The following is a 23,868-nucleotide window of genomic DNA, read 5'->3' as shown; positions in this document are numbered from 1 at the left end:
CCGCTTCGATAATGCGGCATGACCGACACACCGACGACGTCCCCTCTCAATCCGCTTGCGCCGCTGCGGCTCACGAGCTTCTCACACGGCGGCGGCTGCGGCTGCAAGATCGCGCCGGGCGTGCTCTCCGAGATCCTGAAGAACAGCGGCGCCGGGCTGATCCCGCAGGAGCTGATGGTGGGCATCGAGACCGCCGACGACGCGGCCGTCTACCGGCTCAACGATCGCCAGGCGCTGATTGCGACCACCGACTTCTTCATGCCCATCGTCGACGATCCCTACGAGTTCGGCCGCATCGCCGCGACCAACGCGATCAGCGACGTCTACGCCATGGGCGGCCGGCCGATCATGGCGCTGGCGCTGGTGGCCATGCCGGTCGACCAATTGCCGCTGGCGGTGATCGGCGAGATCGTGCGCGGCGGCCAGGACGTGTGCCGCGCGGCGGGCATCCCGATCGCGGGCGGCCACACCATCGATTCGGTCGAGCCGATCTACGGCCTCGTCGCGATGGGGCTGGTCGATCCGGCACACGTCAAGCGCAATGCCGCGGCCCGGGCGGGCGACGTGCTGGTGCTCGGCAAGCCGCTCGGTGTGGGCGTGCTGTCGGCGGCGCTCAAGAAGGAGCAGCTGCCGCTCGCGGGCTACCGCCAGCTCATCGACAACGCCACCCGGCTCAACACGCCGGGCATGGCGCTGGCACCGATGCCGGGCGTGCACGCAATGACCGATGTCACCGGCTTCGGCCTGGCCGGCCACACGCTCGAACTGGCGCGCGGCGCGGGGCTCACCGCCGTCATCGACTGGGCGCAGGTGCCGCTGCTCGACGGCGTGGCCGCGATGGTGGCCGAAGGCTTCGTGACCGGCGCCTCGGGCCGCAACTGGGACGGCTATGGCGCCGGGGTCGAACTGGCGCCCGGCCTGCCCGCCACCGCGCAGGCGCTGCTGACCGATCCGCAGACCTCGGGCGGGCTGCTCGTGAGCTGCGCGCCAGAGTCCGTCGACGCAGTGCTCGGCGTGTTCCGCGACGAAGGCTTCGCGCAGGCCGCGGTCATCGGACACATGGCGCAGGGGCCCGCCGGCCTGCGCGTTGCATGATGCGCACGCGGCGCTTGTTCCTCTTCATGGCGGCCGTCGCCGCGGCGCCCGCCTTCGGCCTGCAGGCGCAGGCGGCCGACGTGGTGCGCTGCACCGATGCGGGCGGACGCATCATCTACACCGATGGCCCGTGCCCGCCCGGCAGCCAGCTGTCGCGTCAGGTGCCGATCAGCGAGCCGCTCTCGGTCGTGCCTGCGCCCGGTTCGGCCGGCGAAGCACGCCGGCCGGCGGCCACGCCGCCAGCGCCACCACAAGCACCGTCGCCACCGCCGGCAAGCCCGCCGGCCGCTGCCGCACCACAGGGGCCGGCGATCATTCCGCGCTACGCCGACGAGCGCACCCCGCCGCCGCCGCCCGAGCCGCCGCTCTACGGCTGGGGGCCCGATCCGTACTACGACGGCGGGCGCCCGATCGTGCGTCCTCCGAGGCCGCCGCGGCCGGTGGATCCGGGCCCGCCGCCGGGCAAGCGGCCCTGCGCAAATCTCGCAGGCATCCAGCGCGGCAACTGCTGAAGAGCACGCAGCGTTGACGACGCCCGCCTGGACCGTCTACTGCGACGGCAGCGCCATGCCGAACCCGGGCCGCATGGGCGCCGGCGCCGTCATCACCGCGCCCGACGGCACCCGCCATGCGCTGTCGCAGGCGAGCCATGCGGTCGGCTGCAACAACGAGGCCGAACTGCGCGCGCTCACGCTCGCGCTGGGCGAACTGAAGGCGCTGGGCGCGACCGCCGTGCGGGCCTATACCGACAACAGCATCCTCGTGGAGCAACTCGGCGGCGCCGCAGCGCGCCCGATCGTGCGCCTGGCGGCGCTCTACGAAGCGGCCCGTGCACTGCTCGCCTCGTTCGAGGAAGCGAGCCTGCAGTGGGTGCCGAGACACCGCAACCACGAAGCCGATGCGCTGGCGCGCGCTTCGCTGGGGTTCGGCCCCAAGCCGCCGCCCAAGGCAGGCAAGAAGGCCAGGCGGCGCTAGACGCGGTGGGCGAGGGCCTATCATGCGCGTCCGTCGCCGCGCACTCGTTTGCCGCGGCCCTCGACTTGAAAGACGCATTCACCGATGACCGATACCGCCGCCCTGCCGCCCCTTCCCGACCACCTCTCCACCGATCCGCGCAGCCCGCACCATGTGCCGGCCGTGTTCGAGCACGACATCGGCATCCGCTTCAACGACAAGGAGCGTGGCGACGTGGAGGAATACTGCATCAGCGAAGGCTGGATCAAGGTGCCCGCGGGCAAGACGGTGGACCGCAAGGGCAAGCCGCTGCTGATCAAGCTCAAGGGCCGTGTCGAGGCGTTCTACCGCTGAGTGCCGTCGATCGCGTCCCGAGAGGGTTGTTTCGGAATTTCGGAAATATTTGCTCGTTGATTGCAATGAATGCCATTATTTCGGATTTTCAGAAATTCTCACCGTTCAGATCGCCAGGAACATAGAATTTCGGTTTTTCAGAAACCAGGCGTGCTGATCCGTCGCACGCCGCATGACTGGAAGACCAAATGACCGGAACGCGTGAAGAAGCGGTGCTTGTCGATGCAGCCGGAGCGCTTGGCCCGTACGTGAAGGCCGTGCGCAAGGGGCAGCGGTTGCGCATCGACGATGCTGCAGGCCTCGTTGGCGTCTCGGTGGACACGCTGTCGCGGCTGGAGAACGGCGTTGGCGCCGTTCGGCTCGACAAGCTGCTCGCCGTGCTCGATGGCCTGGGCCTGGCCATGCTCGTGGGCCCCAAGGAGGCGCTGGCCGGCATGGTGCCAGACCCCGAAGCGCTGCGCGATGAACGCGGCTGAGGGCGCGGTGCTTCGGCTGCTGGTCAGCCATGGCAATGAAGAGCGGGTGGGCGAACTCACCTTCACGCCTCGTGAGGACCGATGGAGCTTCTCTTACGACGAGACCTGGCGACGGAAGAAGCTTTTCCAGCTTTCGCCGGCCCTGCCGTGGCAAGCGCCCGAAGGCGGCTACGACTCGAACGCCATCCGGCGCTTCATCGTCAACCTGTTTCCCGAGGGGGCGCCGCTGCGCGCGGCCATCGAACAGCTGCACATCACCCCGGGGAATGCTTTCGCGCTGTTGCGCAGCATGGGCGGCGAGACCACGGGCGCGCTGGAGTTTCATGCCCCCGATCAAGCGCCGCCCGCGCGCGTGCAAGCCCGGGCGCTGCCGCGCGCGGAGCTCCATGAACGGATCGTCCAGGCGGAGCCAGGTGATCTCGCGGTCTGGGACGGCAGGCTGCGCATGTCCATCGCCGGCTACCAGGACAAGCTCGTCGTCTTCGCGGTCCACGATCCGGGACTGGACCCGGATGCGGCGATGTGGCTGCCCGAACCGCCGCTTGCATCGACCTACATCCTGAAGCCGCAGCCCCGCACCGATCGCACGCCCCACCTGGTGGTCAACGAGCACTACTGCATGCGCCTGGCCGCCAGCTACACGGATGCGGTGGCGCACGTCTCGGTCATGCGATTGCCCACCCCGGTCCTGGTCGTCGAACGCTTCGACCGCCGGCGCACGGCAGAAGGAAGCCGCGACGAAGTTCGCAAGCTGCACGTGATCGACGCGTGCCAGGCCTGCGACATGTCGGTGGATGCGAAGTACGAACGCCATCTCGGCCATGCCGGCGAACTGGCCAGCTACCGCGGCGGCATGAGCCTGCGCAGGCTCTTCGGCATCGAGAAGTTCCTGCGGCGGCCGGCGAGGGCGAAGCTGGAGATGCTGCGCTGGGTGCTCTTCCAATCGGTCATCGGCAACGCCGACGCCCACGGAAAGAACTTCTCCTTCTTCGTGCACGGCGAATTGCTCGAGCCATCGCCCTGGTACGACCTCGTCAGCGTCGAACGGTATCCCCACCTGGACCACAGCTATGCCATGGCCGTGGGCGATGCGTTCGGCTGGGACGAACTCACGCCTTTCAATCTGGCGTACTTCGCGCATCAGTGCGGCATCGGCAGGACGCTCCTGCAGCGCGAGGCCGCGCGGCTTGCCCGTGCGATGTCGAATGCGGGATCGGTGCTCGACGCGCAGGGCTACACCGACGAGGAAAGGGATTTCCTGCTGCCGATCTGCGAGATGGTGCAGGAACGCAGCCGAGCCCTGGTGGAGCGCGCGAAGGCGGCGGCCGTCTTCGCCGCCGGCCACTTCTAGGTACCTGCTACTTCACCGCCTCCACCTTCACCCGCGCATTCGGCGTCTCGCCGAACATCTCGGGCGCGTACATCGCCTCGACGCGGCTCGGCGGCAGCGCGAAGTCACCGACGTTGTTGAGGCGCACGGTGTACTCGACCTTGACCACGCCCTTGGGCAGGTACTCGTAGTAGCTGCGGAAGGCCTCGAAGCTGCGCTCCTCGAAAGCCGGCCAGCCGGCGCCCGACTTGCGCTCGCCCTGCGTGGCGATCTGCGAGTCGCGGCCCAAGCCCGAGCCGAGGATGGTGGCGCCGCCGGGGATCGGGTCGCTCACCACGACCCAGGTCATGTCGGCGCTGGCGTTCACTTCGAGCGTCACGCGCAGCACGTCGCCGCGCGTGTACTTGCCCGCCACGGCCTGCTCGACCGGCGTGATCGTCTTCTTGAGCGCGTAGCCCGCTGCGAACGGCGCCTTGAGCTGCACCGCCGCGATCGACTGCATCGTGAGCCACGGCTTGCCGCTGCCCTGCTGCATGACCAGCAGGGTGTCGCGCACCGGCGCACCGGACGGCGAGGCCGCCCACGGCAGGAACATGGTGTTGTTCTTCAGGTTGCCGGGCGATGCGGGCGCGCCGAAGAAGGTGGTCTGGTTCGGCGCGCCGGTCGGGTCGCTGGCCTTCACGCGCTCCACCTTGCCCCAGTCGACCTGGGCCTTCGCGTTGCCGAGCGTGGCGGCCGTGATGCCGGCCACCGGCGTGCTCTCGAACAGCTTCGAGAACTTCTCGAGCGCGAGACCGCCCCAGAGGTTGGCGGTGGTGGTGTGCCAGGCGCCGTTCTGCTGGCGGCCGATGAAGCCGTTGGCGAGCTTGCCGATATCGTCGCGCCACGCCGGATCGTCCATCACGCTGAGCAGCAGGCGCGCGGTGTTGACGTCGCCGTTGGTCATGAGCCACCACCAGTAGTCGTCGCGCTCGGTGCTGAAGACCAGCTTGGTGCCTTGATAAGACAGCCGCGCCTTGAGCACGTTGTTGGCCTCGTCGAGCCGCTGCTGGCGCTGCGGCGCATCGGGCATGCGCTTCAAGATGTCGAGCCAGTCGATCACCGCGCTCGTGGGCCATTGGTTCGGCGCGATCGTGATGCTGCCGAGCATGCTGGGCTTGGCCGCACCGTAGCGCGACAGCGCCTCGAGTGCTGCGAGCTTGCGCACGTCGAGGTCCTTGCGCGGGCTCCAGAACTCGCGCTGGATGCGGCCCTCGACGAAGGCGATGAGGCCGGCCTGCATCGGCGCACGCTGTTCGTCGGCGAGCGCGAAGGCGGGGTTCAGCGCCGCGGCCTCGTGCGTGGCCGCCAGCAGGTACGACGTGAGGATGTCGCTGCCGCGGTTCGATTCGCCGTCGCGCGGCGGAAAGTAGTTCGCGAGGCCGTCGCTGTCGAGATAGGTCGGAAGCTGCGCCAGCACGCCCTGCCACATCTTCGCGTCGCGCAGGCCGACGGCCTTGCTGGTCTTCTGCTCGAGGCAGGTGAAGGCATAGTTGGCGAACCAGTCGCGCACGCCCGGCAGGCCCTCGGCGAGCTTCGGCTGCAGTGCGAGCTTGAGCCCGCCGCGGCCCGCGAGTGCGTCGGCCGGCGGTGCCACGTCGATGGTGAACGGTCCGTCGAGCTGCACCAGCGTGGCCTGCTGCACCGTGAGCGGCACCGAGGGCACGATGCGCTGGCGCACCTTGAGCGCGTCGCGCGCATCGCCGAGCGTGTCTTTGGCCTCGATCTCCCACAGGATGGCCTCGGCTCGCGTCTGGGCGAGCTGTGCGGGCGCGGTCACGGTCCATGCCAGTTCGCGGGCTTCGCCGGCCGGGATGTCGACGGTCTGCGGCGCCAGCGTGAGCAACGTGGCGCGTGGCGTGGCCTCGACCTTCATCGGCTTTTGCGTGGTGTTGCGCAGCGTGACCTGAGCGCGGAACTCGTCGTCCTCGCGCACCAGCGGCGGCAGGCCGCTGATGATCTGCAGGTCTTGCGTGGCCTGGATGCTGGCCTGGCCGGTGCCGAAAAGCCCGGTGCCCGCATCGGCAACCGCGACGATCCTGAAGGTGGTGAGCGCATCGTTGAGCGGCACCGTCACCACGGCCTGGCCGTTGGCATCGAGCACCAGCTTCGGGTTCCACAGCAGCAGGGTGTCGAGCAGTTCGCGCGTCTGGCCCTTGCCGCCGCCGCCGCCCGCGGGCACCGCCTTGCGGCCGTAATGCCGCCGGCCGACGATCTCCATCTGCGCGGTCGACGTGGCGACGCCCCAGCTGCGCCGCTGCAGCATGGCATCGAGCAGGTTCCAGCTGTCGTTGGGCATCAGCTCGAGCAGCGCCTGGTCGACCGCGGCGAGCGCCACCTCGGCGCCGGCCGCGGGCTTGCCGTCGGGAAGCTTGGCGGTGATGGTGACCTGCGCCTTGCCGCGCACCGGGTAGGCCGGCTTGTCGCTCGCCACCGTCACCTCGATCTGGTGCGCGCGCGCGCCGACGCGGATCTCGGCCATGCCGAGTCGGTAGGCGGGCTTGCTGAGGTCGACCATCGCGGTCGGCGCGACGTATTCCTTGCCTTCGTACCAGAAGGCGGTCCACCACTCGCGCGGTGCCTTGAAGCCCCAGGTGAAGAAGCTGTACCACGGCACCTCGTGCAGCCGGCCGCGCAGCGCGAGCACGCTGACGTAGGCGTTCGGCCCCCATTCGGGCTTGACCTGCAGGCTCACGGTCGGGTCCTTGCCGTCGAGCTTGACCACGTGGGTCTCGATGATGCCTTCGCGCTCCACCGACACCAGCGCGGTGGCAAAGCGGAACGGGCTGCGTACCTGGAACTTGGCGGTCTCGCCGGGCTGGTAGCTCTTCTTCTCGGGCAGCACGTCGATGCGGTCGTTGTCCTCGCCGCCGAACCAGAGTTCGCCCTGCTTGGTCACGTAGACCGAGCTGGCGGCGCGCGCATCGCGGCCGTCGCTGTCGGTGGCGCTGGCGATCAGCTCGACCTCGCCGGTTTCCTTGAGCTCCGATTCGCACAGGAGCAGGCCGCGCGCGTCGCTCTTGCCGCTGCAGACGGTGCCGATCTCCTTGATGTCGGTCTTGTTGTCGTAGGTGTAGAAGCCGCCCACCATGCGCTTGCGGCTGGTGGTGGTGGTGCGCGCCACCGCGCGCACATTGAGCGTCACGCCGGCCTGGGGCTTGCCCGAGAGGTCGAGCGCGAGCGCCTGATACTTGAGCTTCTGGCCGGTCGAGACCCAGCCTTCGGTCTTGATGCCCGCAATCACCGAGGCGGGCCACAGCGTCTGCGTGCTGCGCAGGGTCTGCACCTCGCCGTTCGGGTCGGCGTAGGTGGCTTCGAGCAGCAGCTCGCGCGCGGCCCGTACCTTGGGCACCTTGTCGATCGTGACCTGGCCGGCGCCGTCCTTGTTGAGCGTGAGCGGCAGCTTGTCGGCGATCACGCGCGTGTCGCTGGCGGCGTTCGGGTCTTCCTCGCCCGATGCGCTGGTGTCGGCACCGGTGGCCGCCTGCGACCCCTCAGGCTGCACGCGCGGCGGCTGGAAGCTGAAGGCCTCGTGGTCGGCAAAGCCGAGGCTCTTGCCGCGCACCATGGCCGAGACACGCACCGGCAGGTTGGCGGCCGCGCCGCCGGCCACGTAGTTGATCTGCACTTCGGCCGGCACCGAGGTCGCGTTCACGAGCGGTTTCTTTTCGACCGGTGCGATGCGGCCTTCGAGCACCGGGAGGCGGAACTCCTCGACGCGGAACTGGCCGGTCGAGAAGCTGCGGCCATCGCCGTCGCTCTCGCCGTTGCCATCGCCTTTGCCGTCGCCGGCCTGCAGCGCGACCTGGTAGACGCCGAGCTTGGCGGCGGGCGGGATCGCGAAGGTGTTCTCGGCGCTCAGGCCGCCGGTCGGCGTCTTGCGCCAGGCCAGCGGCTGCGTGAAGCGTTGGCCGCTGCCGGTGTGGGTGACGACCAGCGTGGCGGGCTGGTCTGCATCTTTCTCAGGCAGACCGAAGCCCTTGCTGGTTTGCGTGCGCAGCAGGTGCTTCATCGACACCGTCTCGCCGGCGCGCAGCAGGGTGCGGTCAAAGATGGTGTGGGCCACGCGGTCGGGTTCGGCCTGCAGGCTCGTGGGCACGTTGAAGCGCCAGGGCTCGATGCCGCGCTGCCAGTCGCTCCAGGTGAAGGCGAGGTCCTCGACGCCCTTGTCGTCCTTGGCGCGGGCGCTGACGAACCAGGCGTCGCTGTTGTAGTCGCCGGGGCTGTTGCAGCTGGGCGCGTCGGGCGACACGCCCGCGAGCTTCACGATGCCGTTGATATCGGTGGTGCCCGAGGCGACCGCGACACCGCGGCAGTCGGACACGCGCACTTCGGCATTCGGCACCACCTTGCCCTTGTCGAGCGTGGTGACCCAGGCCATCGAATTCTCGCGGCCGAGCTTGAAGTGCACGGCCAGGTTGGTGGCCAGCGCAGTGGTGCGCACGTACATCGTGCGGCCGGCGCCGTAGCGCTCGTCGAGCAGCGAATCGCCGAGCTTCTGCGAGGCGATCTCGAGCACGTGGAAGCCCGGGGTCAGCGGGATGCCGATGACCTCGAAGGGGCGCGGGTCGCCGCTCTCGGCCTTGGGCATGTCGAGCGTCTTCACCCCCGACTGGCCGGCCAGCAGCGAGAGCATGCGCGTTTGCACGTGGCTGCGCTCGTTGCGCTCGATGACGGGCGGCAGCGTGCCCTTGACGTCCTTGCGTGCCTGCTCGCGGCTCACGGTGTAGTCGTCGTAGCGGCGCACCTTGCGGAACCACGCAATGATCTCGGCTTCGGTCTTCGGGTTGATGTCGCTCACCTTGCCGGGCGTGAGCGCCTGCACCATGAGCGCGGGCTCCACGCGCCGCACCGTCACCGGCATCATCGCGGGCATGTCGGGCTCGGCGAGCCGCTCGACCACGCCGAACGGCGAGGCCGCGAACTTGGCCAGCGGCGGCATTGCGCCGGTCGACACCTTCAGCGGAAAGCTGCCGGGCGATGCGAGTGCGCGGCCCGAGGCGTCCTCGAACTTGGCTGGCAGCTCGATCGTGAAGGCGGTGTCCTCGGGGAACGGCGCGCTGAAGCTCGCCGCGCTGACCACGTCGTCGTCGCTCGGCGAACCGCCCTCGTCCCCGAGCTTGGCCGGCGCCGGCTTGGCGCCGCCCTTGAGCTGGATCTGCGCGGCCATCTTGCGCGTGACCGGCGCGTTGAACTGCAACTGCATCGGTCGCAGCGGCAGGCAGGCGGCCTGGGCGTTCTCGCGCTCGCAGCTGAACGACACCGCGAACGGCTCGCGCACCTGGAAGCCCAGCCGGCGCTCCACGTTGTTGGCCACACCCGACGGCGTGGCCACGCCCTTGCCGTACACGAGCTGCACCTTGCTGCCCGGCGTGAGCGTGCGGTTGCACTGCAGCGCCACGAAACGCAGCGGCTCCTTCTCGGCCGCCTTGTCGCGGCCGAAGGCCTTGAGCAGGGCGGTGCGCTGTGCGCCCTCGAGCAGCCGCACGGGAATGCGCTCGCCGAGGTCTTCCGCCGCGCACCAGACGTTCTGGCGCACGCTCTCCACGGTGGCCGCGCCATTGAGTTCGAGCACGAACATCTGCTGCTCGTCGATGCGGCCATAGGTGCCCGGCATGACGTTGCGCACGAACGGCCCGCCGCTATTGAATTGATAGCGCTCCGGGCCGGTCAGCTCTCCGCCCGAGGCTGGCTTGAAGGTCGCGATGCGCGTCACCGTGCAGCGCACGCCCGGCGGCAGGTCGTTCTCGAAGTCGTAGACCCATTGCTTCGCATCGGTCCAGCGGCCGGTGCCCTTGCCGGCCTGCGCGTCGGTGCAGCTCACCGCGAGCGGCGCCGGCGCCTTGGGGTCGCCGAAATCGACAGCGGCCTGGTCGAACTTGGCGACCACCTGGCGCACCCGCGACACCTCGCCCTGGGGCGTGAGGCTGGTGATCTGGAGGGCGATGGCGGGACCGGCCCACAGGGCGGCGGTGGCCAGGAGCCATGCTGGAATGATTCTTTTCAATTGTTTCTCCACCTGAAGCAGCGCGCAGCGTAGCCGATTTGCGAGGCAGGCCGGCCGTGCCGGACGCGAGTGCGGTGTTGCGTTCAGGCGGTGCGCCGTGCCGCAGATTGCGGTCGATGCCTTGAAGCCCCGCCTCCAGGTAGCGCTCACGACAGCGAGCAACCTGCACGGGCTTGATGTCGAGCTGATCGGCGATTCTTCGTTCTGCAGCCCCTGCGCAGCCAGCAGCAAGATGCGCGCGAAGTAGAGCGCCGGAGGCGGCACGTCTCGCACCCCTGTGATATACAACGGAAGAGCGATCAGGTGACCAACGTACGTCTGAACTGGATAAGACCATGAATGCACTGACGAAGCCGCAGAAACTGCATTCGCAGATCAGCGCACAAGAGCGCGCACGTCGTCAGGCGAGTATCGACAACGCACGCGGCAGCGTGCGCTACGAGGGCTTCATCCTGTCGCCCGAGATCGAGGAGATCAACCGCCGATTCATCGACGGTGAATTGACTGGCGACCAGCACATCGAAGCCATCAAGGCCGCTGTGCTGCATGGATGATCGTCAGCGGGTAGAGCGGAACGAAGGCGCGCTCACTTTTGGGCGAATAGCGGAACTTGATCGCACGCCAGTAGAAGGCAAATTCGACGCGGCACACCTGAAAGAGATCCACCGCCGCATCTTCCAAGACCTGCCACACCATGCACCGGGTGAGTACCGCCCGGATGCCCCGGGTGGTTGGGTCAAGGGGCGTTCGCTTGAGGCTTCGCGCAGCCGCTATCCCGTCCACTATGCGCCGCGCAGCCAGGTTGATGCCGGTGTCGAAAAAGTGCTGGCCGAATTCGGCGGCCCTGACAGGCTGCGGGGCCTGAACGCAGAGCAGTTTTCCAGCCACATGGCCAAGCTGTACGGCGACCTTGACCACCTGCACCCGTTCAAGGAGGGCAATAGCCGCACGCTGCGCGCCTTCACGGCGCAGATCGCCCGCGAAGCTGGCGTCGAATTCAGTTGGAGAACCACCGACGTCGACGCGGCCAGCCGCGATCGGCTCTACATCGCCCGCGACAAGGAAGTGATGCAGCGTGCTTTTCCCGGCCTGGATCAAGATCGCGCACTGAGGACCAGCAATCCGGCCGAGACTCGGGCCTATGTAATGTTCGTAGCGCCGTTCAGGAAGTCCGACGGGCTGGAAAAGCTCATCAAGGAAGCGGCCTATAGGGCCGAGGACTTGGACGCGGCCAAGTCATTCCGCGAGGAATCGCAGGAGGACGCACAAAAAAAGAATCCTGCCTTGGCAGGCAGTTTCGCCAAGTTGGCCGCCATCGAGCGCAAGGCCGAAGCGGACGGAATCACCGTCCAGCAGCGCAGCGCCGTGGTGGCGCATGCGCGCGAGATCTTGGCCATCAACATTGAGCGCGGCGAGCGACCCGCGCAGACCATCAAAGAGGTTCAGGAAAGCGAGAAGGGCGTCGACCGCGGGGCGCCCGAGAGATAGACCTGTCCGGCTTGTTCGCGCCTGGATGGCTGCTCAATCGACCGGCTCGATGTACATCAGCGTGGTCACCGTTCTGGAAATCCAGCGGGGATCAGCCTGCTGGCCCTTCGCGGCGGCGAGCGGCAAGCAGCCATCTTGAATCGCTGGCTCGAGGAGATGGTTCCGCCCGCCTTCGATGGGCGCATTCTTTCGGTCGACCGCATGATTGCGCGCCGCGCGGCACAGCTGCCGTGGGCGCATGTTCGCAATTACCACGATCCTCCTATCGCGGCAACGGGCGTGGTGCACGGTGCTGCGATCGCGACGCGCAACGTCAAGCATTTCGCGGCCGCGGGCGCGAAGTTGATTGATCCTGGAAGTAGGGTGCTGACCACCGGCGATGCCGGCGGCCGAGGGGCGAGCATGATGTCTTCATACAATTGGCTACGTCGTGCGTGCGCCGCGCAGACCGCCACCGAGACCTCGCCGCCGACCGATGAAACGTTACTGGGAAATAGACGCCTTGCGCGGGCTGATGCTCGTGCTGATGACCGTCACGCACCTGCCCACGCGCGTGACCGATCCGCTGGGCCAGCCCTTCGGCTTCGTCTCGGCGGCCGAGGGCTTCGTGCTGCTGTCGGCTTTCGTCGCCGGCTTGGTCTACAGCCGGATCGGCCACGTGCGCGGCGTCGAGCCGATGCGCCAGGCCTTCTGGCGCCGCGTGCTCAAGGTGTACCTGTGCCAGGCGGCGATCCTGCTGTTCCTGTTCACCGTGATCACCGCGCTGGGGCTGCACATCGACCAGCCCGCGGTCAAGAACCTGGTGTCGTACTACCTCGCCGAGCCGGGCAAGGGCTTCGTCTTCGGGCTGCTGCTGATCTACGAGCCGGCGCTGCTCGACATCCTGCCGATGTACATCTTCTTCATGCTGCTGAGCCCCTGGGTGCTGGCGTTCGCGATGCGCCACGGCTGGACCGCGGTGATGGTGGTGAGCGTCGTGATCTGGTCGCTGGCGCAGTTCGGCCTCAGCGAGCGCATCTACGAACTGGCGGTGCGCTGGCTGGGGCTGCCGGTGCCGTTCCACGAGATGGGCGCCTTCAACAGCTATGCCTGGCAGTTCCTGTGGTTCGCGGGGCTGTGCATGGGCGCCAGCCGCAACATGCCCGATGCCCGGCCGCTGCATTTTCCGGCCTGGATCTGGGCGCCGGCGCTCGCGATCGCGCTCTACGGCTTCTGGTGGCGCCACCACGGCATCAACGGCCAGGCGCCGTTCGGCGGCGACGTCGAATTGAACCTGCTGTTCGACAAATGGCAGCTCGGGCCGCTGCGGCTCGTCAACCTGCTGGCGCTCGGCGTCCTGGCGGTGCGATTCGGGCCCTGGCTCATGCGCCGGATTCCGCGCCTGCATTGGCTCGAGGCCATGGGCTCGGCCTCGCTGCCGGTGTTCTGCGCGCACCTGGTGGCGGTGCTGCTGGTGCTGGCCTTCTATGGCGACAGCCAGACCGCGCGGCCCTGGTGGGGCGACGGGCTGCTGCTGCTGGCGGTGTTCGGGGGCATGTACGCGGTGGCGCGGGTCTCGCGCGGCGCCGACGTGCCGCCGCCGGCCGACGAGGTGGCTACAGAGCCCGCTCGGGCCTGACCCCCTTGCGCGGCGCTACGGCGCGACTCAAAGGTGCGCAGCGATGATCGAACGCCAGAGCCGGTAGCCCTCGTCCGTCAGGTGCAGCCGGTCGCCGAGGAACAGCTCGGGCCGCGGGCGGCCGTCGGTGCCGATCATCGGCGTGTAGATGTCGATGTATTCGCTGTTGGGCAGCCGGTTCAGGTAGGCCGCGATCACGTTGTTGGTCTCGCGCACCTGCGGCAGCAGGTGCTCGCGCGAAGGGCTCGGCTTGACCGAAATGAAGCTGATGCGTGTGTCGGGCAGCTCGGCGCGCACCGTGTTGGCAAAGTGCGCAAAGCTCTCGAGCACCTGCAGCGGCGTGCGGCCTTCGGCCAGGTCGTTGTCGCCGGCATACACCAGCACCTGGCGCGGGCGGTAGCGAACCACCAGGTCGCGCGCAAACAGGCTGCAGTCGGCCAGGGTCGAACCGCCGAAGCCGCGGTTGACGATCTGCGGCAGCTGGCTGAAGTCCTGCGACAGGTTCTTCCACATGCGCACGGTCGAGCTGCCCACGAACACCACGCCGCCGGGCGTGGGAAAGCGCTGCTGGTCGGCCCGCGCGAAGGCCGCGAGCTCGTTGTGCCAGCGGGCCTTGGCGGCCAGGTAGTCGGAGGCGTTCTCAACCGTGGTGGAACCGTCGGCTTCGTAGGGGAAGGCGGCCGACGCGGTCTGGGCCTGGGCGGCGAACACGGTGGCGGCGGCGAGCGCCAGGACCGCCAGCGCGGATTTCATCATCGAGGGCATGGCAAACACGGGGGCAGGGGAGTCGGTCAGGTCGTCTTTTCGATCAGCGCGCCCTTGAACAGCACGGGGCCGGTGGGGCCGCGCTCGCTCGGCACGCCGCCTTTGGGCTCGAGGCTGATCGCGAGCGCGGGCACGCGAACATCGGATTCTGACGCAGGCAGCCGCAGCGCCGGCGCATGGTCGAGCACGCCGAGCGAGCGCGGCGCGCCACCGGGCGGCAGCGCCCAGAGCTGCAGCGACTTGTCGGCGCCCTCGTCGTAGCTGCCCACGCGCTGCAGCACGAGCTGCCGCTTCTTCGGGTCGAAGGTGACGAGCATCGAAGCGGCGGCGTTGTCGTCGGACAGCACGGCGACGTACTGGATGGCCGGCGCATTCTGCAGCTGCTCGCGCAGGTTCACGCCGACCACCACCGCCATCACCGTGGCGAGCGCGCCGGCCGCAGCAGCGCCACGCCAGAGCGCAAGGCTGCGCAGCCATCCGCCCTGTGCGGGCGGCGGCGCCTGGCGCTGCCGCGCAAGGGCCTGCTGCGCCTGCTCGGCCTCGATCATGTTGCGGATGCGGGTCCAGACTGCGGCGTCGGGCACGACCGGGCGCTGCAGCTCGGTCATGCTCGCGAGCCGGCTTTGCCATACGAGCGCCGCGGCGCGCACTGGCGCCTGTTCGCGCGCCAGGGTCTCGAAGCGCCGGCGGGCGCCGCCGCGCAGGGTGCCGAGCGCATGGCTCGCGGCCAGCAGGTCGAGCAGTTCGGGGTGGGCGATGAGGTTCATGTCAGTGGCGCCCGGCCGCCCGAAGGCACTGACGCGCCCCCTCGGGGGGCAGCGGACCGCGAGAAGCGGGGGAGCGTGGGGGTAGTTTCATGGCGGGGCTGCTTTCGTGGCGGCTACGCGAAGCGCGCCATGCAGATGCGCAGCTTTTCCAGCCCGCGGCGGATCCAGGTCTTGACCGTGCCGAGCGGCAGCTTGAGCTGCTCGGCCAGCTCGCCATGGCTCAGCTCGCGCAGGTAGGCCAGGCTCACGACCTCGCGCTGGCGGGCCTCGAGCTGGCTCAGGCACTGGTGCAGCGCCCAGGCCTGTTCGCTCGCATCGGCGGTGTCGGCGGGGTTCGGCGCATCGGATTCGAGCGTCTCGGCCATCAGCTCGTCGAACTCCTGCGTCAGCTGGGCGCGGTCGGCAGTGCGGCGGCGCAGCAGGTCGAGCGAGCGGCTGCGCACGATCAGGCCCAGCCAGGCGAGCGGCGGGCTCAGCGTGCCGCGGTAGTCGGCAGCGGCGCGCCAGACCGTCATGAACGATTCCTGCAGCACGTCCTCGGCCCATTCGCGCTGCCGCACCACGCGCATTGCCAGACCCATGAGGCGCGGCGAGGTACGGTCGTAGAGCTCGCGCAGGGCGGCCTCGTCGCGGCGGCCGATGCGGTCGATCAATGCGATCAGCTCGGCGTCTGGGCTGGGTACTGTCATGCGCGGATTGTGGGGCATGGGCGTGCATCACCCAGGTACGGCGGCGGGGCGCGCGCGGATTCAGCTTGTCCATGTGAATCCAGTTGGCCGCGGCCTGCGTAGAGGCAGCGAGACCGCACGCGGCGCGCCGCGCCCGTGCTCGGTCTTCCGGGCGTTCATCACCCTGTCCAAACCTCCACACAAGGAACCGACCATGACCTTCCGCACCCTGACGGCCCTCGCTGCCGCCGCCGGCCTTGCCGCCTGTTCCGGCATGGGCCCCAGCCAGCCCACGATGATGTATTCGCAAGCCAGCCTGCCCGACGCGGTGAAGGTGCCGGCCGGTCACGCCGTGTTCATGGAGACCGTGGGCGCCGGCGACATTACCTACGAATGCCGCGCCAAGGCCAACATGCCCGGCCAGCACGAATGGGTGTTCGTCGGCCCCGACGCCCGCCTGATGGACCGTGCCGGCAAGCAGGTCGGCAAGTACTACGGCCCACCGGCCACCTGGGAAAGCATGGACGGCTCCAAGCTCACGGCCACCCAGGTGGCGGTGGCGCCCAACGGCACTGGCAACATCCCGCACCAGCTCGTGAAGGCGAACCCCGCCATGGGCGCGGGCGCGATGCAGGGCGTGAGCTACATCCAGCGCGTGGCAACCCGGGGCGGCGTGGCGCCGGCCATGGCCTGCGGCGCGTCGAACATGGGTCAGAAGCAGATCGTCAAGTACCAGGCGGACTACATCTTCTACCGCGCGGGCTGAAGCCCCCGCCGGGCCTCGCTTGCCGCGCTAGGAAACATTTCGGACACGTATACTCCGCCCCCAAACGAGGAGCGGGGCGCACCAGCGCGTGCGAACGAGGAATGAAGAAAATTGCGATCGTGCGCACGCCCTGCGTGGGCGCGCCGTAGCGGGCGGGCATCGTGCGCGCGACCGCCACCCACACCACCACTGCCGCCGGCGAATCGCCGGCGCTGCCGCCGCCTTTCTGGCATCGGCTCAACAGCTTCTTCGCGTTTCCGTTCCAGCTGCGGCCGCTGGGCTACGGGCTGCTCCTCGCGTTCAGCAGCATGCTTTTTCAGCTGGTTCCGATCCTGCCCTCCGCGCTGTCGCTGCTCGTCATCGAGCTTGGCATCGTGCTGGCGGCCAGCCGCTACGGCTTCAAGGTCACGGCGCTCGGCGCGCAGGGCATCTGGCGCTCGGCCGACTTTCCGCGCGCACTCGACCCCGACTGGACCCATCTGCCATGGAAGCTGTTCGCCATCTCGCTGGTGCAGGGCGCGGTGATCGGCTGGCTCGCCTGGTTCGAGCCGGTGCTCGGCACCGTGGCGCTGTTCGTCGTGTCGTTCACCTTTCCGGCCGCGGTGATCGTGCTGGTGCAGTCGGCCAGCTTCTTCCAGGCCATGAATCCCGGCCACATCATGGATGCGATGCGCATCATCGGCTGGCCGTACGCGCTGCTGTGCTTCTTCCTGTTCTTGCTGAGCTCGGGTGCGCAGATCGCGATCGGTTTGCTGCTGCCGGTGATCGATGGCTTGATCGTGCTGCCGATCGCCAATTTCGCGTTCATCTATTTCGGCTGGGTGATGGCGAGCCTGCTCGGCTACGTGATGTACCAGCACCACGATGCCTTCGGCATTGACCTGCTGCCCGGCGGTGGACGCGACGACGGCGCGCCGGCAGACCGCCGCACGCCCGAGCAGATCGCCGCGCAGCGCACCGACGCCGAGGTGGCGCAATTGGTGACCGATGGCGACCTGCCCGGCGCGCTCGGCGTGGCCTACGAAGCGCAGCGCACGGCAGCGGCCGACGACCTGGCGGCGCACCGGCGCTACCACCGCGTGCTGCTGCTCGTGCCCGACAAGGCGGCCACGCTGCTCGACCATGCGCGGCGCTTCATCGCGCTGCTGATGCGGCGCGACCTGGCCTCCGAGGCGCTGAAGGTCTTCAAGGCTTGCCGCGAGAAGGACAAGGGTTTTGCGCTCGACGACTCCGTCACGGTGATGACGCTGGCCCGCGCCGAATGGCGCAACGGCGATGCACACGGCGCGCTCGCGCTGCTGTCGGGTTTCGACCGGCGCTTCCGCGGCGACGCGGCGATCCCGCAGGCCTACGAACTCGCGGCGCGGGTGCTGGTGCAGGGGCTCGGCCGCACCGACATGGCGCAGCCGATCCTCGCGACGCTCGAATCGCGCTATCCGGAGAGTGCCGAGACGCAGGAAGTGCGCTGGCTGCTGCGGCCTGTCGCCTGAGGGTTCGGCGGCCGGGGTCTACGCGCGCTCGAGCGCGCGCGTCACCATGTCGTTGGGTGCCAGCCGCAGCAGGTGCGGCAGCCAGTCACGCGCCATCTCGCGCTCGCCCGCATGCAGCAGCCCGTTGGCGCAGACCGAAAGCGTGTCGGCCAGTTCGGGGTGTGCGGGCGCGGTCTTCAGCAGCACGCGGCACAGCGTGTCGGCATCCTCGAACTGCCCCGCACGCGTGAAGCGGCGCGCGAGCCGGGCCATGTCGTCGGGCCGCAGGCGCATCCCCGGCTTGGCCTGGTCGAGGTAGCTGCGGTAGCTGGCGTGCTGCAGCGCCAGCGTGTCGGGGTCGGTGGCGGGCAGGCGGAAGATGCGGCGCGCGGCCTGGTGGAAGTCGTCGCTCGCGGGCTGCAGCCGCGCCGTGTTGAACCAGGCGCGCAGCGTGTCGGCGTCGCGCGGGCGCAATTGTGCGGCGGCGCGCCATGCCGCGGTGGCGGCATCGAACTTCATCTCGGCGCCCAGCCGCCGCGCCGCGGCCACGTGGCGCGCGAAGTCCTTGCCGTCGTCGTCGCCATTCCGCGCCGTTTCGGCGGCCACCGCGTCGGGCGACTTGACGCGGCCGAGCGCCATGGCCCCGGCCATCAGCGCCGCCCCGGTCAGAAGGCCGCCGAGGTGCGCCATGTAGGCAATGCCCTGGCCGCCAACCCAATGCTGCAGCAGCTCGTTCGCGACCCAGGCCGGCAGCAGCAGCAGGGCCGGCGCGGTGACGTAGTTGAAATAGAAGAACAGCTGGTAGAAGAAGCGGATGCGCCGCAGCCGGTACATCACCGCGTACATGCCCATGAGCGCCGAGATCGCGCCCGAGGCGCCCACGCCGTGGTTGAGCTGCCCCGCATAGGCCCAGCCGGCCAGCGCGGAGGCGCCGACCGCGCCGAGCAGGTAGAAGGCCAGGTAGGTGCCGCGCCCCAGCGCCAGCTCGACCGAGAAGCCGAACAGGAAGAGGAACAGCATGTTGCCCAGCAGGTGCCCGGTGCTGCCGTGCAGGAACGCGGCCGTGAGCCAGGTCCAGGGCTTGGCGGCGGCGCCTTCGGCATAGTCCTGGGCCCAGCGCGTGGTGAACGGCGCGGGCCGCATCGCCTGGTACTGCGCGCGCTCGTGCTTCCATTCATCGAAGCGCGGGTTCGCGGGCGTGATGACCTCGTCGGCCCGCAGCTTGCGCAGGAACTCGCGGTCGTTTTGCAGGGCCGCGAGCAATTGCGCGTGGGCTTCGTCGTGCGGCAGCATGCGCCGGGCGAGCTTGCCGCGCTCAGGCTCGGTGTTTTCGAGCCATGCCACGAAGGGCGGCAGCTCCAGCGCGGGCAGCACGCTGTTCACGTAGTAGTGGGCCGCACGCTGCTCGGCTTTTTCCTCGCTGCGCTGCGGCCCCCAGAACACGGCCATGTTCACGAGGATCAGCAGCACCGTCATCCACGGCGGATGGCGCCAGCTCGGCCGGTTCTCGAGCGGGATGGCGTAGAACAAGCGCCGCCCCTGACGCTCAGGCCAGTCGTTTTCTGTGGCGCGCGATCTGCGCCTTGACCTGCGCCGGCGCGGTGCCGCCGAGGATGTTGCGCGCATTGAGCGAGCCGCGCAGGCTCAGCACGTCGTACACGTCCTTCTCGATTGCCGGGTTGAACTGCTGCAGCACGGCCAGCGGCAGTTCCGCCAGATCGACCTTGTGCGAGGTGGCGGCCTTGACCGCATGGGCCACGATCTCGTGCGCGTCGCGAAAGGGCAGGCCCTTCTTCACGAGGTAGTCGGCCAGGTCGGTGGCGGTGGCGTAGCCGCGCAGCGCGGCGGCCTCCATGGCCTCGGGCTTCACGGTGATGCCGCCGATCATCTCGGCAAAGATGCGCAGCGTGTCCTTGAGCGTGTCGACGGTGTCGAACAGCGGCTCCTTGTCTTCCTGGTTGTCCTTGTTGTAGGCGAGCGGCTGGCCCTTCATGAGCGTGATCAGCGCCATCAGGTGGCCGACCACGCGGCCGGTCTTGCCGCGCGCGAGCTCGGGCACGTCGGGGTTCTTCTTCTGCGGCATGATCGAACTGCCGGTCGTGAAGCGGTCGGCGATCTGGATGAAGCCGAAGTTCTGGCTCATCCAGAGGATGAGTTCCTCGCTCATGCGGCTGATGTGCACCATGCACAGGCTGGCCGCGGCGGTGAACTCGATCGCGAAGTCGCGGTCGCTCACGGCGTCCAGGCTGTTCTGGCACACGCCGTCCATCTGGAGCGTGCGGGCGACCAGCTCGCGGTCGAGCGGGTAGCTGGTGCCGGCCAGGGCGGCGGCGCCCAGCGGCAGGCGGTTCACGCGCTTGCGCACGTCCTGCAGCCGCTCGGCGTCGCGGCTGAACATTTCCACGTAGGCCAGCATGTGGTGGCCGAAGCTCACGGGCTGGGCCACCTGCAGGTGGGTGAAGCCCGGCAGGATCACCTCGACGTTCTTCTCGGCGATGTCGACCAGCGCCAGCTGCAGCGCCACCAGCAGTTCGGCGATCAGGTCGATCTCGCCGCGCAGCCACAGGCGCACGTCGGTCGCGACCTGGTCGTTGCGGCTGCGGCCGGTGTGCAGGCGCTTGCCGGCGTCGCCCACCAGCTGGGTCAGGCGGGCCTCGATGTTGAGGTGCACGTCCTCGAGGTCGAGTTTCCACTCGAAGGCGCCCGATTCGATTTCATCGCGGATCTGCGCCATCCCACGCGCGATCTCGGCGTGGTCCTGCTTGCTGATGATGTCCTGGGCAGCGAGCATGCCGGCGTGCGCCAGCGAACCTTCGATGTCGGCCTGCCACAGCCGCTTGTCGAAGAACACGCTGGCGGTATAGCGCTTCACGAGGTCGCTCATGGGTTCGGAGAACAGGGCCGACCAGGCTTCGGATTTCTTGTCGAGTTGGTTTTGAGTCATGGGAGGCCTGCCAGAGGCAATAATGGTTGGTTACCCAACGTATCAGTGATGCGCAACCCGGCGATTTTATCGGCCACCTCCGCGTCCAAGCCGCCGGCTTCGCCGGAAAGAGGGCGTTCGACCTCGCGCAGCGGCCGCGGGCTCTTCGACGCCTGCCAGATCGGCGTGGTGCTGCGCACGGTGCTTTTCGTCGAGGCGCTGGTGGCGACGGCCGCGCTTTTCGTGTCGTCGTCGCCGTCCGAATGGCTGGTGCAGACCGCCACCAGCACGGGTGGCGCGCTGCCGGCCACGCTGCTCTGGCTGGTGGCGGCCTGCGGGCTCAAGTCGCCGCTCGGGCGGTTGCCGGAACAGGCCCAATATGTGGCGGGCGCCGCGCTCGGCGCCGTCTCCGCGCTTTACGGGTGCGGCCTGCTGCGGCTCACCGGCGTGCTCGGCGCCGCGCCATGGCTCGCGAGCGCGGTGGCGGGTGCCTTCATCGCCGTGCTCGTCATGGCGGCGATGGTGCTGCGTGCGCGCGGCCAGACGCCGGCCGCCACCACCGCACGGCTCGAGGAGCTGCAGTCGCGCATCCGGCCGCACTTCCTGTTCAACACGCTCAACAGCGCCATCGCGCTGGTGCGCGAGGAACCTGCCAAGGCCGAGGCCATGCTCGAGGACCTGGCCGAGCTGTTTCGCCAGGCGCTGGCCGATCCGGGCGAATCGGGCACGCTGGCCGACGAGATCGCGCTGGCCGAGCGCTACCTGGCGATCGAGCAGGTGCGTTTCGGCGACCGGCTGCGCATCCGCTGGGACCTCGATGCCGCCGCCAGCAGCGCGCGCCTGCCGCCCCTGCTGCTGCAGCCACTGGTCGAAAACGCCATCAAGCACGGCGTGGAGCCCAGCCCCGATGGCGCCAGGCTGCGCATCCGCACCGAGCGCCGCGGCGACGTGGTGGTGATCGAGGTGGTCAACAGCCTGCCGCCGCTGCGCTGGGCCGACGAGCCGCTGCCGCGCGGGCATGGCATTGCGCTGGCCAACGTGCGCGACCGGCTGCGCCTGCTGCACGACATGCAGATGCAGTTCAGCGCCGGCATGGACCAGAAGAACTACCGCGTGCGCATTGCCATTCCTGCCGAACCATGACCCTCAAGACCCTGATCGTCGACGACGAAGCCCTGGCGCGATCGCGCCTTCGCACCCTGTTGCGCGACTGCCGCTCGCCCGCGGCCGAGGTGGTGGCCGAGGCGGCGCAGGGCGCCGAGGCGCAGCAGCACCTGGCGCAACTGCCGCTCGACCTGGTGCTGCTCGACGTGCACATGCCCGGTATCGACGGCATCGAGGTGGCGCGCGCGTTGCGCCAGCGTGACGACGCGCCGGCCGTGGTGTTCGTCACAGCGCATGCGGCGCATGCGGTCACGGCCTTCGATCTCGATGCGGTCGACTACCTGACCAAGCCGGTGCGCGCCGAGCGCCTGCAGCAGGCGCTGCAGAAGGCCGAGCGCTTTCTGAAGGAGCGGGGTGCGTTGCGGGCCAGCGCGTTGCAGGAGAGCCTGCTGATCCAGGACCGCGGCCGCACCGAGCGGGTGCCGCTCGCCGAGGTGCTCTATTTGAAGTCGGAACACAAGTACCTCACGGTGCGCACCGCCACGCGCAGCCACATCCTCGACGGCTCGCTCAACGAGTTCGAGGAGCGCTACCCCGAGCGCTTCCTGCGCGTGCACCGCAATGCGCTGGTGGCCCGCGCGGCCATCCGCGCGCTCGAGAAATACGACGACGGCGAAGACGCCGAAGGCTGGGCGCTGCGGCTCGAGGCCGTTCCCGAGCCGGTCGCCGTGTCGCGGCGGCAACTGCCTGCCGTGCGCGATGTCCTGAAGGAAAAAACACGATGACCGACAACCACAACCCGGCCGCCGACGCGTTGCCGAAAGCCCCGTCTCGGCCGCAGCCCGCCGAACAGCCGCCCGAGCTGCCGCCCGACCCCGAGGCGAAGCCTCCGGCCGGCGCGCTGCCGCCCGAACTGCTGCCCGAGCCGGAACCCAACCGGCTGATGCTGCACATGCCGGTCGACGTGCGCAGTGCCTCGCTGGTCGTGCTCGCGGTGCTTGCCAGCGTGTTCGCGCTGCGCTGGGCCGCGGCGGTGTTCATTCCGCTGATGCTGAGCCTGCTGCTGAGCTATGCGCTGTCGCCGCTGGTCGACCGGCTCGAGCACTGGAAGCTGCCGCGCTGGATCGGCGCCACCGTGATCCTGCTGGGGCTCTTCGGGGGGCTGGGCTGGACCGGCTATTCGCTTTCGGGCAGCGCCTCGCAGCTGGTCGATTCGCTGCCGGTCGCGGCGCAGAAGCTGCGCCAGGTCGCACGCACCTCCAACAGGAGCGCCAACACCAACCCGCTCGACAACGTGCAGCAGGCGGCGTCGCAGCTCGAGCGCGCCGCCGAGGAGAACTCGCGCGCGCTGGCCCGGCGCGGCGTGGCGCGCGTGGTGGTCGAGCGGCCGCCCTTCAACGTGCGCGACTACCTCTGGAGCGGCACCGTGGGGCTGCTCTCGGCCGCGGGGCAGTTCACGCTCGTGGCCTTCCTGACCTTCTTCGCGCTGTGCTCGGGCAACACCTTCCGGCGCAAGCTGATCAAGATCACCGGACCGAGCCTGCAGAAGAAGAAGATCACGGTGCACGTGCTGGACGACATCACGCGCAACATCGAGCGCTACCTGCTGGTTCAGATTGCCACGAGCGCGCTCGTGGGCGTGGCAACCGGGCTCTCTTTCTGGGCGCTGGGGCTCGAGAACGCGGCCGTCTGGGGCATCGTGGCCGCGGTGACGAACCTCATCCCCTACATCGGCTCGGTGATCGTCATGGGCGCGGCCGGCCTGGTCGCGTTTCTGCAGTTCAACACCATCGAGATGGCGCTCGCGGTGGCCGGCACCTCGCTGTTGATCCACACCGTCGTCGGCAACCTGCTGGTGCCCTGGCTCACGAGCCGCACCAGCCGCATGAACCCGGTGGCCGTGTTCGTCGGCGTGATCTTCTGGGGCTGGCTCTGGGGCATCTGGGGCCTGCTGCTGGGGATTCCGATCACGATGGTGATCAAGTCGATCTGCGACCGGGTCGAGGACCTGCAGCCGATCGGGGAGCTGCTCGGCGACTAGGACC

Annotated in this window: 21 protein-coding genes; 14 read left to right on the top strand and 7 right to left on the bottom strand. The window is 68.9% G+C overall.

Annotated features, from left to right (window positions below; all coding sequences use genetic code 11):
- Window positions 1–18: 18 nt before the first annotated feature.
- The 6 genes from selD (at window position 19) to AC3A6G_RS04335 (ending at window position 4,230) form a co-directional block, all read left to right on the top strand.
- Entirely contained in the window at window positions 19–1,095 is a 1,077-nt protein-coding gene (gene selD / locus AC3A6G_RS04360) for a selenide, water dikinase SelD (RefSeq protein ID WP_487873152.1), read from the top strand.
- The gene (locus tag AC3A6G_RS04355) at window positions 1,092–1,607 is read left to right on the top strand and encodes a DUF4124 domain-containing protein (protein ID WP_487873151.1); all 516 of its coding nucleotides are present in this window, start codon (window positions 1,092–1,094) and stop codon (window positions 1,605–1,607) included. The genes selD and AC3A6G_RS04355 overlap by 4 nt, the downstream gene beginning before the upstream one ends.
- 13 nt (window positions 1,608–1,620) lie before the next feature.
- Window positions 1,621–2,070: a ribonuclease HI family protein gene (locus AC3A6G_RS04350; RefSeq protein ID WP_487858404.1), complete on the top strand. Its 450-nt coding sequence runs from the start codon at window positions 1,621–1,623 to the stop codon at window positions 2,068–2,070.
- 84 nt (window positions 2,071–2,154) lie between these two features.
- Window positions 2,155–2,403 (top strand): DUF3297 family protein, encoded by a 249-nt coding sequence (locus AC3A6G_RS04345; protein ID WP_487858403.1) that lies wholly within the window; start codon window positions 2,155–2,157, stop codon window positions 2,401–2,403.
- 188 nt (window positions 2,404–2,591) lie between these two features.
- Complete coding sequence (locus tag AC3A6G_RS04340) at window positions 2,592–2,879, top strand: helix-turn-helix domain-containing protein (protein WP_487865866.1); 288 nt, start codon at window positions 2,592–2,594, stop codon at window positions 2,877–2,879.
- Window positions 2,866–4,230 carry a HipA domain-containing protein gene (locus tag AC3A6G_RS04335; protein WP_487873150.1) on the top strand — a complete coding sequence of 455 codons (1,365 nt, stop codon included), beginning with the start codon at window positions 2,866–2,868 and terminating at the stop codon, window positions 4,228–4,230. The genes AC3A6G_RS04340 and AC3A6G_RS04335 overlap by 14 nt, the downstream gene beginning before the upstream one ends.
- 7 nt (window positions 4,231–4,237) lie before the next feature.
- On the opposite strand, the gene AC3A6G_RS04330 is transcribed toward AC3A6G_RS04335, so the two are convergent.
- Window positions 4,238–10,255, bottom strand: coding sequence for an alpha-2-macroglobulin family protein (locus AC3A6G_RS04330; protein WP_487873149.1), 6,018 nt, complete (start codon window positions 10,253–10,255; stop codon window positions 4,238–4,240).
- Window positions 10,256–10,590: 335 nt separating this feature from the next.
- On the opposite strand from AC3A6G_RS04330, the gene AC3A6G_RS04325 reads away from it, so the two are divergent.
- Together AC3A6G_RS04325 and AC3A6G_RS04320 are read left to right on the top strand one after the other, a co-directional pair.
- On the top strand, window positions 10,591–10,809 hold the full coding sequence (locus AC3A6G_RS04325) for an antitoxin VbhA family protein (protein ID WP_487858399.1): 219 nt from the start codon (window positions 10,591–10,593) through the stop codon (window positions 10,807–10,809).
- Window positions 10,802–11,743, top strand: a complete 942-nt coding sequence (locus AC3A6G_RS04320) for a Fic family protein (RefSeq protein ID WP_487865869.1) — start codon at window positions 10,802–10,804, stop codon at window positions 11,741–11,743. The genes AC3A6G_RS04325 and AC3A6G_RS04320 overlap by 8 nt, the downstream gene beginning before the upstream one ends.
- A 33-nt stretch (window positions 11,744–11,776) precedes the next feature.
- Here the strand turns inward: AC3A6G_RS04320 and AC3A6G_RS04315 are convergent, their stop codons facing one another.
- Complete coding sequence (locus AC3A6G_RS04315; RefSeq protein ID WP_487873148.1) at window positions 11,777–12,064, bottom strand: hypothetical protein; 288 nt, start codon at window positions 12,062–12,064, stop codon at window positions 11,777–11,779.
- 154 nt (window positions 12,065–12,218) lie between these two features.
- Between AC3A6G_RS04315 and opgC the strand changes: the two genes are divergently transcribed.
- Window positions 12,219–13,361, top strand: coding sequence for an OpgC domain-containing protein (gene opgC, locus AC3A6G_RS04310; protein WP_487858396.1), 1,143 nt, complete (start codon window positions 12,219–12,221; stop codon window positions 13,359–13,361).
- 27 nt (window positions 13,362–13,388) lie between these two features.
- Here opgC and AC3A6G_RS04305 read toward each other — a convergent pair whose 3' ends face one another.
- The 3 genes from AC3A6G_RS04305 to AC3A6G_RS04295 all read right to left on the bottom strand — a co-directional run bounded on the left by AC3A6G_RS04305 (window position 13,389) and on the right by AC3A6G_RS04295 (window position 15,582).
- Complete coding sequence (locus tag AC3A6G_RS04305; RefSeq protein WP_487873258.1) at window positions 13,389–14,126, bottom strand: SGNH/GDSL hydrolase family protein; 738 nt, start codon at window positions 14,124–14,126, stop codon at window positions 13,389–13,391.
- 26 nt (window positions 14,127–14,152) lie between these two features.
- Entirely contained in the window at window positions 14,153–14,893 is a 741-nt protein-coding gene (locus AC3A6G_RS04300) for an anti-sigma factor (protein ID WP_487858395.1), read from the bottom strand.
- A 113-nt stretch (window positions 14,894–15,006) separates the two neighbouring features.
- A complete protein-coding gene (locus AC3A6G_RS04295) occupies window positions 15,007–15,582 on the bottom strand; it encodes an RNA polymerase sigma factor (RefSeq protein WP_487858394.1) in 576 nt (191 codons plus the stop codon).
- Between the two features lie 193 nt (window positions 15,583–15,775).
- On the opposite strand from AC3A6G_RS04295, the gene AC3A6G_RS04290 reads away from it, so the two are divergent.
- Entirely contained in the window at window positions 15,776–16,327 is a 552-nt protein-coding gene (locus AC3A6G_RS04290; RefSeq protein WP_487858393.1) for a DUF3455 domain-containing protein, read from the top strand.
- Between the two features lie 161 nt (window positions 16,328–16,488).
- Entirely contained in the window at window positions 16,489–17,817 is a 1,329-nt protein-coding gene (locus tag AC3A6G_RS04285) for a tetratricopeptide repeat protein (protein ID WP_487858392.1), read from the top strand.
- Window positions 17,818–17,835: 18 nt separating this feature from the next.
- Here the strand turns inward: AC3A6G_RS04285 and AC3A6G_RS04280 are convergent, their stop codons facing one another.
- Together AC3A6G_RS04280 and argH are read right to left on the bottom strand one after the other, a co-directional pair.
- Window positions 17,836–19,326 carry a rhomboid family intramembrane serine protease gene (locus AC3A6G_RS04280; RefSeq protein WP_487858391.1) on the bottom strand — a complete coding sequence of 497 codons (1,491 nt, stop codon included), beginning with the start codon at window positions 19,324–19,326 and terminating at the stop codon, window positions 17,836–17,838.
- 16 nt (window positions 19,327–19,342) lie between these two features.
- Window positions 19,343–20,740 carry an argininosuccinate lyase gene (gene argH, locus AC3A6G_RS04275; RefSeq protein WP_487858390.1) on the bottom strand — a complete coding sequence of 466 codons (1,398 nt, stop codon included), beginning with the start codon at window positions 20,738–20,740 and terminating at the stop codon, window positions 19,343–19,345.
- A 48-nt stretch (window positions 20,741–20,788) separates the two neighbouring features.
- Between argH and AC3A6G_RS04270 the strand changes: the two genes are divergently transcribed.
- Genes AC3A6G_RS04270 through AC3A6G_RS04260 form a run of 3 tightly spaced genes read left to right on the top strand, consistent with a single transcriptional unit; the run spans window position 20,789 to window position 23,864 of the window.
- A complete protein-coding gene (locus tag AC3A6G_RS04270; protein WP_487858389.1) occupies window positions 20,789–21,862 on the top strand; it encodes a sensor histidine kinase in 1,074 nt (357 codons plus the stop codon).
- Entirely contained in the window at window positions 21,859–22,608 is a 750-nt protein-coding gene (locus AC3A6G_RS04265) for a LytR/AlgR family response regulator transcription factor (protein WP_487858388.1), read from the top strand. The genes AC3A6G_RS04270 and AC3A6G_RS04265 overlap by 4 nt, the downstream gene beginning before the upstream one ends.
- Window positions 22,605–23,864, top strand: a complete 1,260-nt coding sequence (locus AC3A6G_RS04260) for an AI-2E family transporter (protein ID WP_487858387.1) — start codon at window positions 22,605–22,607, stop codon at window positions 23,862–23,864. Before AC3A6G_RS04265 ends, AC3A6G_RS04260 begins: the two co-directional genes overlap by 4 nt.
- Window positions 23,865–23,868: the final 4 nt, after the last annotated feature.

Source organism: Variovorax sp. Soil_C_26 (assembly GCF_057657075.1).
This window is presented reverse-complemented; position numbering and strand designations above follow the sequence as displayed.